The organism is Achromobacter sp. E1, assembly GCF_037039475.1.
Taxonomy (GTDB): Bacteria; Pseudomonadota; Gammaproteobacteria; order Burkholderiales; family Burkholderiaceae_B; genus Achromobacter; species Achromobacter mucicolens.
This window is the reverse complement of record NZ_CP146253.1, coordinates 875,816-889,924: the sequence shown is the minus strand read 5'-3', so window position 1 is coordinate 889,924 and position 14,109 is coordinate 875,816. Positions and strand designations below refer to the sequence as shown.

General features: G+C 66.2%; 11 protein-coding genes. 6 read left to right on the top strand and 5 right to left on the bottom strand.

Annotation, left to right across the window (positions count from 1 at the left end):
* Positions 1–57 precede the first annotated feature (57 nt).
* Positions 58–2,133: an AsmA family protein gene (locus V6V88_RS04070; protein WP_338617976.1), complete on the bottom strand. Its 2,076-nt coding sequence runs from the start codon at positions 2,131–2,133 to the stop codon at positions 58–60.
* A gap of 348 nt (positions 2,134–2,481) precedes the next feature.
* Here V6V88_RS04070 and V6V88_RS04065 point away from each other — a divergent pair, with 348 nt between their 5' ends.
* Positions 2,482–4,386 (top strand): LTA synthase family protein, encoded by a 1,905-nt coding sequence (locus tag V6V88_RS04065; protein WP_338617973.1) that lies wholly within the window; start codon positions 2,482–2,484, stop codon positions 4,384–4,386.
* Here V6V88_RS04065 and V6V88_RS04060 read toward each other — a convergent pair.
* Positions 4,383–5,000: a DNA-3-methyladenine glycosylase I gene (locus V6V88_RS04060; protein ID WP_223574303.1), complete on the bottom strand. Its 618-nt coding sequence runs from the start codon at positions 4,998–5,000 to the stop codon at positions 4,383–4,385. The genes V6V88_RS04065 and V6V88_RS04060 overlap by 4 nt on opposite strands.
* A gap of 220 nt (positions 5,001–5,220) precedes the next feature.
* Between V6V88_RS04060 and V6V88_RS04055 the strand changes: the two genes are divergently transcribed.
* A complete protein-coding gene (locus tag V6V88_RS04055; protein WP_338617971.1) occupies positions 5,221–5,682 on the top strand; it encodes a YkgJ family cysteine cluster protein in 462 nt (153 codons plus the stop codon).
* 33 nt (positions 5,683–5,715) lie between these two features.
* Here the strand turns inward: V6V88_RS04055 and V6V88_RS04050 are convergent, their stop codons facing one another.
* Positions 5,716–6,498, bottom strand: a complete 783-nt coding sequence (locus tag V6V88_RS04050) for an AraC family transcriptional regulator (protein WP_226848135.1) — start codon at positions 6,496–6,498, stop codon at positions 5,716–5,718.
* A gap of 108 nt (positions 6,499–6,606) precedes the next feature.
* Between V6V88_RS04050 and V6V88_RS04045 the strand changes: the two genes are divergently transcribed.
* The 3 genes from V6V88_RS04045 (at position 6,607) to V6V88_RS04035 (ending at position 7,863) form a co-directional block, all read left to right on the top strand.
* A complete protein-coding gene (locus V6V88_RS04045) occupies positions 6,607–7,047 on the top strand; it encodes a transcriptional repressor (protein ID WP_175236535.1) in 441 nt (146 codons plus the stop codon).
* Positions 7,044–7,463, top strand: coding sequence for a hypothetical protein (locus V6V88_RS04040; RefSeq protein WP_056320845.1), 420 nt, complete (start codon positions 7,044–7,046; stop codon positions 7,461–7,463). Before V6V88_RS04045 ends, V6V88_RS04040 begins: the two co-directional genes overlap by 4 nt.
* A gap of 109 nt (positions 7,464–7,572) precedes the next feature.
* On the top strand, positions 7,573–7,863 hold the full coding sequence (locus V6V88_RS04035) for a ClpX C4-type zinc finger protein (protein ID WP_056320842.1): 291 nt from the start codon (positions 7,573–7,575) through the stop codon (positions 7,861–7,863).
* Between the two features lie 11 nt (positions 7,864–7,874).
* On the opposite strand, the gene V6V88_RS04030 is transcribed toward V6V88_RS04035, so the two are convergent.
* Positions 7,875–9,326 carry a GntP family permease gene (locus V6V88_RS04030; protein WP_062841662.1) on the bottom strand — a complete coding sequence of 484 codons (1,452 nt, stop codon included), beginning with the start codon at positions 9,324–9,326 and terminating at the stop codon, positions 7,875–7,877.
* Positions 9,327–9,328: 2 nt separating this feature from the next.
* Positions 9,329–10,372, bottom strand: coding sequence for a patatin-like phospholipase family protein (locus V6V88_RS04025; protein ID WP_338617967.1), 1,044 nt, complete (start codon positions 10,370–10,372; stop codon positions 9,329–9,331).
* 366 nt (positions 10,373–10,738) lie between these two features.
* Between V6V88_RS04025 and V6V88_RS04020 the strand changes: the two genes are divergently transcribed.
* Complete coding sequence (locus tag V6V88_RS04020; protein WP_338617965.1) at positions 10,739–13,801, top strand: autotransporter domain-containing protein; 3,063 nt, start codon at positions 10,739–10,741, stop codon at positions 13,799–13,801.
* Positions 13,802–14,109: the final 308 nt, after the last annotated feature.

Here is a 14,109-nt window from a genome sequence, read left to right as displayed (position 1 = left end):
AGCGTCGCACGCCGATGACAGCGAGAAGGCCGGCAATGTGCCGGCCTTCTTGCCTATTTACTTCTTGGCCGGCGCAGGCGCCTTGGGCGGCTTGCGCATCTGCTCCAGCAACGGCCCGCAAGCATTGTCTTCATTCGCGCTGGGCGCGATCAGCGCCAGCAGCCCGGCCGCCGGCGTCAGCAGCACGCCCAGCGCCACCATGCCCGCGCCGCGCGCCGCCAGCGGCGCGACATGCACGCCCACGTCGGGCGAACCGAACGTCCCGCGCACGTACAACGGCGAGCGCAAGGAGAAGATGCGAAAGCCCTTGCTGTCCGGGTCGATATCCAGATCCAGGGTTTCGTCCTTGAAGCTGGCCGAGCCGGTGATGGTGATCAACGCGTTGTCGGTGTCGAACACAAAGACGCGCGGCGTCATCACGCCCCGTTTCAGCTCCAGGTCCGCCGCGCCGCAATTGATCTTCACTTCATCGTCGCCGAACAGCTTGGAGACCACATAGTTGGCGACGTTCAGTCCCGCCAGCTCCATCAGGCTGCGGCTGATGACGCCGTCGTTGACCAGCATCTTGACGTCGCCCGTCGCCGTGCCCAGCAGGGCCGCCACGGAGTTGCCAGTGCCGCTGATCGCCAGGTCGCCGTTGAGCTCGCCCAGCGTTTTCTGCATGGCTTCGGCAGACGGAAACAGCTGCTTGAGCTGCAACCGGCGCGCGTGCATGTCGACGCGGCCGGTAAGCGGCGCTTTCGAGCCGTCCAGTCGCGCCGTCGCGTTCATCGTGCCGCCGGCCATGCCGAAGCGCAGCGGATCAAGCGTGAGCTTGCCGTCCTGCAGAATGACGTGGACCGAGAGATCAGACAACGGCAGTTTGCTGTCGTGGACGATGCGCGCCGCGTCCAGCGACACATCCGCATCCATGTCGCGCCAGCGGTCGGTGCGGAACTCCTGCGTGGGCAGTACCTTGCCGCCCTTGGGCTTGGCGGGCGCGTCCTTGGATTTGTCCGTGTCGGCCTTCGGCCCCCCGCCGGACGGCACGCCGATCAGCGGGCCCAGGTCGGCCATTTGCAGCAGCTTGGACGAGAGCTTGCCCGTCAGCTTGGGACGGGGCGCGCCCAGCGCGAACCTGATGTCGCCATGCAGATCGCTGTCGCCGACCTTGCCGTTGAAATTCTTGTAGTCGAACACCGCACCGCCCGGGTTCTGCAGCTTGGCCACCAAGTGGCCGTCGGTGCTGTAGGGCGGCGTGTCCGGCAGCGTGACACCCGTCAACGGATACAGCTGCGCCATGGACGAGCCGGACAATTTCAGGTGCAGGTCCAGCGCGCCCAGATGCACGGGATCGGTCAGCGTGCCCGCGACCGAGGCGCGCGTGCCGCCGATGGCCACGTCGGCCTGCAAGGGGAACGGCTGCTTGGGATCCTGCAGGGCCAGCATGCCGCCGACCTTGCCCTCGCCCTTGGTGGACAGCCCCTTGTATTTGCCGTCGACCTTCCATCCGAACACGTAGTCGCGCGGCGCGACGGCCGAACCGTCCTCGGGCTCGAAGGATTTACCGGCCACGTCCGCGAATGGCACGGGCTTGCCCAGCGGATCGACCAGCACGGTCAGGTCGGCCTTCATGACTTCGTCGGCATAGCCGACCCGCCCCTTGTCAAAGCCGATCTCATTGATGTCCAGCACCCACGGGGACGGCTCGCCGGACTCCGGCAGCGTGAAGACCCAATTGGCGCGGCCGTCTTCCAGCCTTTCGAGGTCAGCCGCGGGCTCGGTCAACTGGATATGACGGATGACGACGTGCTGGGCCAGCAGCGGCAAGGGGGACAGGCTGAACTCCGCGCGCTTGAGGGTGGCGAAGTGCGGCGCCTTGCCCCATTCGGTATTGGCGATGGTGATGTCGTTGGCGACCACACGCGGCCACGGCACCCAGCTGCGCCAGCCGCCCTCTCCCGCCTCCCTTTGCCATCGCACGCTCAGGTCGCCGTTGATGGCAAACGGGCGGCCCATGGCGGCCGTGGCCCGTTCGTTGATCATGGGCTTGGCGCGGTTCCAGTCGAACGTGGCGATCACGATCACCATTACCGCCACCAGCAGGGCAATGCCCCCTACAATCCCGATCGCTATTTTTCTTGTTCGCGTCATGGTTACTATCCTTGGCTTTGCTGCCCGGCCGAACTGCGCTGGCCGGATCACTACCCCAGGGTATCTCGGCCGGCAGCGACGGTCGGACGGAACAACGCCATAATGTGTGCGGATTTTTCCGGGCGAACTCGCCATGCAGGCATGCCAACGGCGCGAACGTCCGCACCGCTGCGCAGCAAGCGGCATGCCCGTGAGATGTGCGCGCCGTTACAAAGAGAGACGACTACGGCTGGATCGTAGTAACCGTATCCGGCCCGCTTGCCGAATTTTTGACGGCGGCGCGGTTCCAATGCCAAATAACCAAATCCGCCCTGACCGGGCGCAAGTGCAGGACAACCTGGAGGCCCGATGCGGCACTCGACTTTGATATTCGTGTTGGCGGCCTTCGCGCTGCTGACGCTCAGCCGCCTGGCGCTGGCGCTTTGGCAGTGGCAGCGCGTGCGCAACGCCGGCGGCCTGGCGCCTTTGCTGCTGCGGGGACTGCGGATCGATGCGCATCAGATCGCGGTGCTGGCGGCGCTGCCGGCCGTGCTGTCGCCGCTATTCGGCCACATCCCGGTGGCGGCGGACATCACCGCTGTCTGGTACATCGTGGCGTTCGTCCTGCTGGCGTTCCTGGAAGTGGCGACGCCGCCCTTCATCATCGAATACGACTCCCGTCCCAACCGCCTGTTCGTCGAATACCTGAAGCACCCGCGCGAAGTCTCTGGCATGCTGTGGCGCGGCTACAAGGGCGCCCTGCTGGGCGGGCTGGGCGCGCTGGCGCTGATTGGCTGGGCCGCATGGGCGCTGCTGGGCCACGCGCGTCCGGATGCGCCGCTGACGTGGTGGCAGATGCCGCTAGCCAGCGTGGCGATCCTGGCGGTGGTGATCCTGGCCATCCGCGGCACGCTGGGCCACCGTCCCATCAACCCGTCGTCGGTGGCCTACAGCTCCGACGGCATGCTCAACACCCTGGCGTTGAACTCGCTGTACAACGTGTTCTATGCGGTCTACAGCATGAAGAACGAGAAGTCGGCCTCCGCCGTATATGGCGGCATGGACGACGACGAAATGCACGCCCTGGTGCTGGCGAAGTCCGGGCTGCCGTTTCCCCCGCCGAATCCCGACTACCCCAGCCTGCATCGCCAGCCGGCCACGCGCAAGACGCATCGCCCGCTCAATCTGGTCATCATCCTTGAAGAAAGCCTGGGCGCGCAGTACAGCGCGGCCTTGGGCGGCGCCAACCTGACGCCGGAGCTGGACGCGCTGGCGCGCGAGGCTTGGACTTTCACGCGCGCCTACGCCACCGGCACCCGCTCGGTGCGCGGACTGGAAGCTGTCACCACCGGGTTCCTGCCCACCCCCGCGCAAGCGGTGCTGAAACTGCCGCGCTCGCAGCGCGGGTTCTTTTCGCTGGCCGACCTGCTGGGGCGCCACGGTTATCACTCGCGCTTCATCTATGGCGGCGAGTCGCACTTCGACAACATGAAGGGCTTCTTTCTGGGCAACGGCTTCAAGCAGATCGTCGACCGGCCCGATTTCGTGGACCCCGCGTTCGTCGGCACGTGGGGCGCGTCGGACGAGGACATGTTCAACCAGCTTGACCGCCTGCTGCGCGAAGACGGCGACCAGCCGACCTTCACGCTGGCGTTCAGCGTGTCCAACCATACGCCTTGGGAGTACCCGGCGGGCCGCATCGAAACCGACGGCAATCCCGCCACCGTCGAGAACACGGTGCGCTACGCCGACTGGGCGCTGGGCCGGTTCTTCGAACGCGCCAAGGCGTCTCCGTATTGGGAAAACACGGTCTTCCTGGTGGCGGCGGACCATGACTCGCGCGTGTTCGGCGCCAGCCTGGTGCCGGTACGCCACTTCCACATTCCTGCCGTGATCCTGGGCGCCGGCATCGAGGCGCGGCGCGACGACCGCATCATCAGCCAGATCGACCTGCCGCCCACCCTGCTGTCGCTGATCGGCGTGGATACCGAGCACCCGATGATCGGCCACGACCTGACGCGCAGCACGCCCGGACGCGCCATCATGCAGTACGACAGCACCTATGGGTATCTGAAGGGAGACGACCTGCTGGTGCTGGCGCCCAACAAGCCCCCGGTGCAGTACCGCTACACGGCCCCCGAGGACTACGCGCCCGCGCCGCTGAACGCCGAACTGGCAACCGAGGCGCTGGCGCACGCGCTGTGGCCAAGCTGGGCTTACCGCGAGGGGCGTTACAGCTTGCCCACGCAGGCGCCGGTGCAGACCGCGCCCTAGGCTGACCGGACACCCGGCCGAACAAACGCCTTGCGCTTCTTTTCGACGAGCGCGTGGCAATGGCAGCCGGGGCTGTGGTCGTTGACCATGCCCACGGACTGCATGAAGGCGTACACCGTGGTCGGCCCCACGAACTTCCAGCCCAGCTTCTTGAGCGACTTGGACAGGGCTTCGGACTGTTCGGAGGTCGAGGCGCCGTAGGTGGATACCTTGGAGGGCGGCGCTTCGAAGCGCCAGAAATACGCGGCCAGGGATCCTTCGCGGTCGATCATTTCCAGCGCGCGGGCCGCGTTGTTGATCATGGCTTCGATCTTGCCGCGATGGCGCACGATGCCCGGGTCGGCCAAGAGCGTATGTACTTCGTGTTCGCCAAAGGCAGCAAGCCTGGCCGGGTCGAAGTTGGCGAAGCCGCGGCGGAAGGCCTCGCGCTTGTTCAGGATGGTGCGCCAGCTGAGCCCGGACTGGAAACCTTCAAGGCAAAGCTGTTCAAACAGCGCGCGATCGTCGCCTTCGGGGCGGCCCCATTCGGTATCGTGATAGGCCATGTATTCGGCGGACGTGTCCACCCAGCCGCAACGGGCAAGGCCATCTGGGAAATCGGTTTTGGCGGACAAGGGATCGCTCCTTACGGCTGACGGGCTACCGATGCTACTCCAGCAACGTCCCTGAAAAAAGTCGTAGCGGCCGCAACGCAAATCCAGATAATATTTCCGGCCTTGATTCGGCGCCGGCCTGTGCCGCGCGCACCGTCGGATCAGCGCGGCGGGCCGGCGCATCGCAGGCCCGGCATGCGCCAAGACGGGGAGCCGGACAGGCCATTTCGGACCTTGCCCCATGTCCCTGCCACTGACTTCGCTCGTTGCCTTCGTGTCGCCTGCCGTGCTGGCCGGCGACGACCCGTCCGCCAATCCCTGCCTGGACTGCGGCGCATGTTGCGCGCACTTTCGCGTGTCCTTTTACGTCGGTGAACTGGCCGGCGAAAACGGCGGCCAGGTGCCACTGGAACTGGTCACCCAGATGAGCCCCCTGCGCGCCTGCATGAAGGGCACGGAGATGGGCGGCGGGCGCTGCATCTCGCTGCGCGGAGAACTCGGCAAGCCCGGCATTCACTGCGACATCTACGACAACCGGCCCACGCCGTGCCGCGACTTCGACATCTGGATGCCGGACGGATCGCCCAATCCGGATTGCCAGCGCCTGCGACTGGGATTGGGTCTGGCACCCGTGCCGCCCCGTCCCGACGCCGAGAACGACCCGCAGGGCCCGCTGCATCCGGACCAGCCCGCGGCCGCCTGACGCGCGCCGCGGCGAACCCTTCGCGGTCATGTCCTAGGCGCGCCCCGCCAGATAGCGCGTGGGCGTCATGCCGAACGCCGTGCGAAAGCTGCCGATGAATGCGCTGGTGCTTTCGTAGCCCACCGACAACGCCGCCTGCGTGACGGATCCGCCGCGAAACAGCATCTCAAGCGCCCGCAGCAGCCTGGCCTGCTGACGCCACTGCCCGAGCGTCACGCCGGTTTCCTGGCGAAAGCGCCGCATCAGGGTGCGCGAAGACATGTTCAACCGCTGCGCCCATTCGTCGATGCCCGCCGTGTCGTCCGGCGTATCCAGCAATGTGTTGGCCAGATCCTGCAGGCGCGGGTCGGCCGGCATCGGCAGCGGCACGGTCGCCTCGGCGCTGCGCTGTCTCAGCTCTTCCAGCAGCACGTCAAAGAGTTGCGCCTGATAAGCCGCCGGGGTCTCCCGCGACGTGCCTTCGATGAAGCGCTCGACCAGCGCCTCGATCAGCCGCGAGGACGGCCACGCCCGGCAATGCGGCGGCAAGCGCGCGCAGCCGTCGGGGTGCACGTGCAGGAACGAGCCGCGCGCCTCGCCAAACCAGCGCGCGCCATGGCGCACGCCGGGCGGAATCCAGCCCAGGCTGCCCGGCAGCACCGTCAACACGCGGTCACCCGACTGCACCATGACAAGTCCCTCGTGCACCAGCACCAGCATGCCCTCGGCGTGGACGTGCGCGGGCACCGAAATGCCCTTGGATTCCCGGCGCCGTCGCAGGCTGTACGGCGTCAGCAGGACGTCGGGCAGAGGGGGAGAGGCAGCCGCTTCACGCATGGTTGGCAGGTTTGAGGTACAGGTTGACGGGTTCCCGTTAGCGGGTCCATTTGAAAATGTACATCATTCTCATCATTGGGATATCCGCCCACCGAATGGAGAAATTTCATGGACCACACACGGCTGCGCGACGCCGGCATCAAAGCCACCTTTCCGCGTCTGAAGATCCTGGACATCTTCTACCGCCATGCCGACGAGCACATGAGCGCCGCGGACATCTACCGCCGCCTCATCTCGGACCACAGCAATATCGGCCTGGCCACGGTGTACCGGGTGATCACGCAACTGGAGCATGCCGGCCTGCTCAAACGCACCCAGCTCGATTCGCACACCAACGTGTTCGAACTGAACGACAAGGGGCATCACGACCACCTGGTCTGCACGCGCTGCGGCCAGATCCGGGAGTCCAGCGATCCCGCCACGGCGCAGCGGGTCCGGAAGATCGCGCGGCGCTGCGGCTTTGAACTGGATTCCTACAGTCTCGTGCTTTACGGCAGCTGCGGCTGCGCCACGGACGACCCTGCCCTGCCCCACGGAGCCTTCGAATGAACCACGATCAATTCTTCTTTCACGACCTGTCGCAGTTTCCCATCGTGACGGCCCGGCACGGCGGCGCGCCGCTCGGCTATTCGGCCACATGGATCCGGGAAATGGAGCTGCTGGTGGAGAACCCGCGCACCTTTGTCATGGTGGTGCCCGACACGCGCCATGAGGCCGCGCACGAAGACCGCAGGGCCATGATCGAATGGCAGACCGCCAACATGCCGCGCCTGCGGGCGCGATGCCGGGCGTTCATCGCCGTCGAACGCGATGCCCAGGCGCTGGACAAGCTGCGCAAGCGCGGCGAAAAGATGGCTCGCGCCTTCGGCCTGCCGTTCCTGGCGGTCGCGACACCGGGAGAAGCGGTCCAATGCGCCCGGGAATTGCTTGGGCACGCGGGGCCGGGCGGCTTCAATGTCGATTAAGGCGCCAAGCCCCGCGATTTAAGACTGGGCGTGCGCGGCCGTTGTTCAATGACAGGCCCCGTCGTTTCCGTGGCCGTTTTTGCCAACTCTCGTCCCGGCCGCCCGACGCATGAACCACGCCCTCGCCTGTCAGTTTTGCCAATCGACGCTCGCGCAGGGCGCGCCGCTGCTCGAGCAGAACGGCGCGGCCATCTGCAAATCGTGCGTGGACCAGTTTGCCGTGCGCTTTGCGGACCGGGCATGGGCGATGGCCGCCACGCCGCAAGAGCAGCTGGACGTGCTGCTGGAGGAAAGCAGCCGCGCCCTGGCGCAGAGCGAAACGCTGGCCGAGCGGGCGCGGTGCTGCGGCCTGAGCCTGAACGACCTGTCGGCGGCGCTGCCCGCGCGCACGCTGTCCTGACGGGCGTCGCGTCAGAACGATCCCACCGCGCTGCCCAGCGCGATGACCGCCGCCAGCCCGATGATGGGTCCCACGATGCCCACCACGACGATATTCATGTAGCCATCCCGGTGGTTCGACCCGCACACCGCCAGCAAGGTCACCACGGCGCCGTTGTGCGGCAAGCTGTCCAGCGTGCCCGCGCCAATCACCGACACGCGGTGCATCAGCGCCGGATCGATGCCCAGGGTTTGCGCCAGCTCCATGTAGGTGCCGGCCAGCGATTGCAGGGCGATGGTCAGGCCGCCCGACGCCGATCCGGTCAACGCCGCCAGCACGTTGGTGGCCACGGCCAGCGACACCAGCGGCCCGCCTTCGATCGACAGCACCCAGTCGCGCACCGCCGCAAACGATGGCAGCGAGGCGACCACCGCGCCGAATCCCACCAGGCTCGCGACGCTCAGGAGCGGCAGCGCGGACGCGTTCACGCCGGCGTCCATCGTGTCGCGCAGCGACGGCAGGCGCCGGAAGTTCAACACCACCAGCACCACGATCGCGGCCAGCAACGCGGTGATCACCGACCAGACGCCGCCCACCGCGGCCAGGCTGGTGCCGCCCCAGCGCGCCTCGGCAAGCCACGCGGTGTCCATGCGCGGCAGGACGATCAGCGTCATGAGCAGGTTGACCAGGATCACCACGACCAGCGGCGTCGCCGCCACCAGCGCCGAGGGCGCGTCCGGGCTGCGCTGGCCATGTTGCATTTCGGCCGGGTCGAACTCGCGCGCGACGGTGGCGCGCTCGCGCACCAGCACGTCGTCGGCGACGTCGCTGGCCATGCCCGCGGGCGCGACGTAGCCTTCGCCCGCCCGCCGCGCGGCGGCTTCGGCGCGGCTCAACCACCACAGCCCGAAGCCCAGCATGATTGCGCTGGCCACGATGCCCAGCCCCGGCGCGGCGAACGGCGTGGTCGCAAAAAACGGCATGGGGATGGCGTTCTGCACGGCTGGCGTGCCCGGCAACGCGGACATCGTGAAGGTTGACGTGCCAAGCAGGATCGCCGCCGGCATCAGGCGCACCGGAATGCCGGCCGACCGGAACAGCGCATGCGCCATGGGCGCCAGCACAAAAAACGCCACGAACAGGCTGACGCCGCCGTACGTCACGATGGCGCCGGCCAGCACCACGGCCAGGATGGCGCGCCGCGCGCCCAGCTTGCGCGTCATGGCGTCGGCAATCGCCGTGACCGAGCCGCTGTCGGCCATGAGCTTGCCGAACAGCGCCCCCAGAAGGAACAAGGGAAAGAACTGGGCGACGAACCCGGCCGCGCCGCCCATGAAGGTCTGCGTCCAATGGGCCAGCAGCGGCTCCCCCGCCGCGGCAGCCGTCACCATTGCCGCGGCCGGCGCCAGCAGCAGGATGCTCCAGCCGCGATAGGCCAGCCCGATCAGCAGGACCAGCGCCAGCAGAATACCGAACAGTCCCATGATCAGACCTCGCCCAGCAATTCGTCGATATCCAATGACGACCGTTTGCCCAGATCGTCGCCGTGTTCGGCCAGGAAACGCTCGGCCGCCTTTCTGCCCTCGTCGCGCAGCATGCACAGGAACGGCCATTCAGCGTTGAGCTTGGACGAATACCCCAGCTCCACCATGAGCTCGGACGAGATCCGGTGTATCCGCATCTGCGCCCACATCCTGCCCTCGCCATTGCCGGGGTCGGCCACCTGGCGCAGCAGCGCGATCATCCGCAGCTCCTTCAGGAGCGATGCGTTGAAGGTGACTTCGTTCAGGCGGTTCATGATCTCGCGGGCGCTGCTGGGCAACCCGGCCCGCTCCACCGGATTGATCTGCACCAGGATCGTGTCGTGCGACTGGCAGTCCCGCACCAGCGGCGTGATGGTCGGATTGCCGCTGTAGCCGCCGTCCCAATAGGGATCGCCGTCGATCATCACGGCGCGGAACAGCGTGGGCAGGCAGGCCGACGCCAGCAGCACGTCGGCATTGACCTCGGCATTCTTGAACACCCGGCCCCGGCCCGTGCGCGCGTTCGTTGCGGTGACGAACAGATGGATGGGCGCGCGCGCCAGTTCGTCGAAATCAATGACCTCCCGCAGGATGGCGGCCAGGGGATTGGCCCCGGACGCGCTGAGGTCATAGGGAGAGAACACCCGCGACGCCATGTCGAAAGCAATGAACATGGGGGAATTGTCCAGCGACCACGAGCCCATCAGGATGTCGAGCGGGCTGCGGCGAAAGGGACTGAAGCGGGCGGCGTCGGACACGCGGCGCCAGAAGTCCTCGAGCGCGGCGCGGGCGCCCTGCGCGCCCCCGCGCGCATGTCCCAGCACCAGCACGGCGGCGTTCATGGCGCCGGCCGACGTGCCGGAGATGCCGTCGATGCCGAGCCACGATTCTTCCAGCAGCCGGTCCAGCACGCCCCAGGTGAAGGCGCCGTGCGCGCCTCCCCCCTGCAGCGCAAGATCGATCAAGACGGGATCGCGGGCAGTCGCTGACGCTTTGGATCGGGCCACGGCGGAACTCCTTGCGGGAGGCTGGGGGTGAGCTTGCGATCGGTGTGACTGCGACATGCGCCATGTTGCGCTGCACATATCGTTTGGAAGTTATACGCGATGCGCCTGGAAAACGGAAGACTACGCCCTCGGGATCAGAATTGGGGTCGCATCGCAATGAGAAAAATAGCCGTCAACACCGGTGTTTTTTTGGGCTTTGGCTTTTTCAGCAAACCGTAAGATCGATTGCGCGCGCCCCAACGCGCAGGCTTCCCAAGCATCGAAGCCGCAGCATCCCTCGCATCCCCGCTTTCCCTTCACGTGCGCCATGGCTTTTTCAGGATTTGCGCCATTCCGCCTCAGCTAAATTCACTTCTGAAACGCGAAATGCCTCAACAAAAACTGAAAAAAAGGGCCATTGTCATTGCCTTGCAAGCGCTTGGCCTGTCCGGGTCCGGCATGCTGACCTTGGGCGCCGCGCCTGCGATTGCGCAGAACATCACCTGGAACGGCACGCAGAGCGCAGACTGGCAAGACGCGCAAAACTGGTCGTCGGCATCGCTGCCGGGCTCGACCGGTTATCTGTTCATCAATAGCGTGACGCCAAACGCGCCGGTTATCGACAACAGCAACGCCCAGGCGGGCGTCGTGTTTCTTGGCGCAATTGGGGGGCCATCGCTCACCGTGCAAAATGGCGGTCAGTTGACCAGCGATACCGCCATCATCAGCAACTCCACGAATGGTTTCACGCCCGGCACGTCCGAACTTCAGTCCGGCACGGCCACCATCAATGGCGCGGGTTCCCAGTGGACCGCGAACGCTTTCAATGTGGGCTTTTATGGCACGGGCACGTTTAACGTGACCGGCGGCGGCAAAGCCATCGCAACGACGACCTTCTCGCTGGGTTCGCACGTTGGATCCTTCGGCACCCTGAGCATCACGGGAGCTGGCAGCGCAGTGCAGTCGGGGCAGTTCACCGTCAGCGACAACGGGGCCAGCGTCGTCACGATTTCCGATAGGGGCACGGCGCAAGTCAGCGGCCTGCTGATGGCAAATAGCGCGGGCTCGACGAGTACGGTCGAGATCATTGGCGCCGGCGCTTCGTTGCAGGCAAGCGGCAGCATCACGGTCGGCTCGCGCGGCACGGGCACGCTGGACATCAAAGGCGGCGCCACGGCCTCGGCTGGAAGCCGGACCTACGTGGGCATGTACGCGGGCGGCGAAGGCAAGCTTCTGGTTTCCGGGGCCGGCACCCAGTTCTCATCGCTGACCGACTTCATCTCCCTGGGCTTGAATACCGGCTCAAAGGGCCAGTTGACCGCAACGGACGGTGCGCTGGTCGACGCCTACCAGATCGTCGCTGGGTTCAACGCGGGCAGCGAAGGCACCCTCGTCGCGGACGGCCCGCAGACCCGGCTCAGGACATCCAGCGCCTTCCTCGTTGGCTATCAAGGCACGGGCGCCGCCACCTTGTCCAACGGCGCCACCCTTGAAACCGCCAATCGCGTCCGAATCGCCGATGCGGCGGGATCGGTGGGCACCTTGAATATCGGCGCCGCCGCCAGCGACGCCGCTGCCGCGCCGGGCGTCGTGCAGGCCGCGCTTGGCGTGCGCTTTGGCAACGGGACCGGCAAGCTGGTGTTTAACCACTCCAGTTCGAGTTACGTTTTTGCGCCCGGCATCAGTTCCCTGACGCCAGGCATGGGCACCATCGACATGCTGGCCGGATCGACCACCTTGACGGGCGATTCCAGCGGATTCAGTGGACAAACCAATCTGCTGGGCGGCGCCCTGACAGTCAACGGCGCCCTGGGCGGCACCCTGAATGTCGCCAGCGGCGCATCCCTGCGCGGCTCGGGAACGGTCGGCACGACCACGCTGCAAAACGGCGCCACGCTGGCCCCTGGCGCGGCCGGCACGACCCTGAACGTCGCGGGCGACCTGACGTTCTCGCCCGGTTCGGTCTATCAGGTGAGGGCCGATTCCCAATCGTCGGCAAGCAGCCGTGTCGTTGTCAGCGGCACGGCAAACCTGGCGGGTTCGGCGGTGCATGTCGGGCCGGACGGCGGGTTCCAGACCCGGCGCGAATATGCCATCCTCAGCGCGGGCACGGTCAACGGGCAGTTCAATAGCGTCTCGTCCAACTACGCCTTCCTGGATCCGGCCCTGCGTTATGACGGCCAGAACGTCGTGATGCAGCTTGGCCGCAAGCAGGTGCCCGTGACCCCGGAAACCCCGGAGACCCCGGTTACGCCGGTCACGCCGGTCACCCCCAGCGTTCCTGAAACGCCGACTCGCCCGATCGCCTTCGCCGACGCGGCGCAAACGGGCAACCAGCGCGCCGTGGCCAACGCTCTGGACAGCCTGCCCGCCGGCAACCCGCTGCACGAATACATCCTGACGCTGCCCGAAGGCGCCACGGCCGCCGCCTTCAACAGCCTGTCCGGAGAAGCGCACGCCAGCGTCACCTCCACCCTGACGGGTCTCAACAATTCGGTACGCGCGGTGCCCCTCGCTTACCTGCGCGCCAACCTGGGCGCGGGCATGCGGGCAGGCGCGCCGACCGCGCAACTTGGCGGCACCCCGTCCGCGTCCGCCCTGCCTTCCTCCAATGCGCAGCCCGCCTGGGCCGAAGTCATCGGCAACTGGCAGACCTGGAAGGGCAACGGCGATTCCGCGCAAGTGCGCCAAAACACCGGCGGCGTCTTCGCCGGCGTCGACCACGCCTTGGGCGGCGGCTGGCGCCTGGGCGGCGCCCTGGGCTTCACCGACAGCAAGATTCGCGTGGACGACCGTTCGTCGCAGGCCGACATTGCCGGCTACAGCGCGGCGGTGTTTGGCGGCAAGGTGTTCGAGGTCGGCCCCGGCAAGTTGAATGTGATGGCTGGCACGGCCTACACCTGGCACGACATCTCCACCGAACGCCGCGCCAGCGTTTCCGGCGTGTCCCAGACGCTGACTGCCGACTATGGCGCGAGCACCACGCAGTTGTTCGCCGAACTCGGCTATGCCCTGCCCATGTCCGAGCGCGTCAGCATCGAGCCCTTCGTCGGGCTGTCCTGGAGCGATACCCGCAACCGCAGCTTCTCGGAGTCCGGCGGATCGGCCGCCTTGAACGGGCAAAGCGACAGCAACAAGCAAACCACCTCCACGCTCGGCTTGCGCGGGCTGATGAACTTCACGGTTGGCCAGACCGAAGGGCGCGTGCAGGCCACCTTGGGCTGGCGCCACGCCTTTGGCGACGTGCAGCCCGAAAGCACCATGTCCTTCGATGGCGGCCAGGCTTTCACCGTGGCCGGCGCTCCCATCGCGCGCGATGCCGCGCTGGCCGAGCTCGGGGTCGAAACCGCGCTCACGCGCAATGCAACCATTGGCCTGAACTACACCGGCCAGTTCGGCGGCGGCAACCGGGAAAACGCCGGTTCCGTCCATATGACCTGGCGGTACTAAGACGTACACGAACGCCAGGCAAAGCAAAACGCCGCTATGTCGATAGCGGCGTTTTGTATTTGGCGCAAACAAAATTTGGCACCAATATTTGGCACCAACGAAAAACGCCGCTATCGATATAGCGGCGTTCGATTCGATGCTTGCGCGAATTGGGGTGGTGGGTTGTGCGAGACTCGAACTCGCGACCAACGGATTAAAAGTCCGCCGATCTGCAAATCCCTGCAAGTCAGAATGTCTTTTCAATCAAAGACTTGCAACGATAGCCCCCCTTTAGCCACTGGACATTCAATCAGTGATTCGCAGGGTTT

Bases quoted from the DNA above. Each gene is read 5' to 3' on its own strand.
- V6V88_RS04070 (WP_338617976.1), bottom strand. From the start codon at position 2,133: ATGACGCGAACAAGAAAAATAGCGATCGGGATTGTAGGGGGCATTGCC.
- V6V88_RS04065 (WP_338617973.1), top strand. From the start codon at position 2,482: ATGCGGCACTCGACTTTGATATTCGTGTTGGCGGCCTTCGCGCTGCTG.
- V6V88_RS04055 (WP_338617971.1), top strand. From the start codon at position 5,221: ATGTCCCTGCCACTGACTTCGCTCGTTGCCTTCGTGTCGCCTGCCGTG.
- V6V88_RS04050 (WP_226848135.1), bottom strand. From the start codon at position 6,498: ATGCGTGAAGCGGCTGCCTCTCCCCCTCTGCCCGACGTCCTGCTGACG.
- V6V88_RS04045 (WP_175236535.1), top strand. From the start codon at position 6,607: ATGGACCACACACGGCTGCGCGACGCCGGCATCAAAGCCACCTTTCCG.
- V6V88_RS04040 (WP_056320845.1), top strand. From the start codon at position 7,044: ATGAACCACGATCAATTCTTCTTTCACGACCTGTCGCAGTTTCCCATC.
- V6V88_RS04035 (WP_056320842.1), top strand. From the start codon at position 7,573: ATGAACCACGCCCTCGCCTGTCAGTTTTGCCAATCGACGCTCGCGCAG.
- V6V88_RS04030 (WP_062841662.1), bottom strand. From the start codon at position 9,326: ATGGGACTGTTCGGTATTCTGCTGGCGCTGGTCCTGCTGATCGGGCTG.
- V6V88_RS04020 (WP_338617965.1), top strand. From the start codon at position 10,739: ATGCCTCAACAAAAACTGAAAAAAAGGGCCATTGTCATTGCCTTGCAA.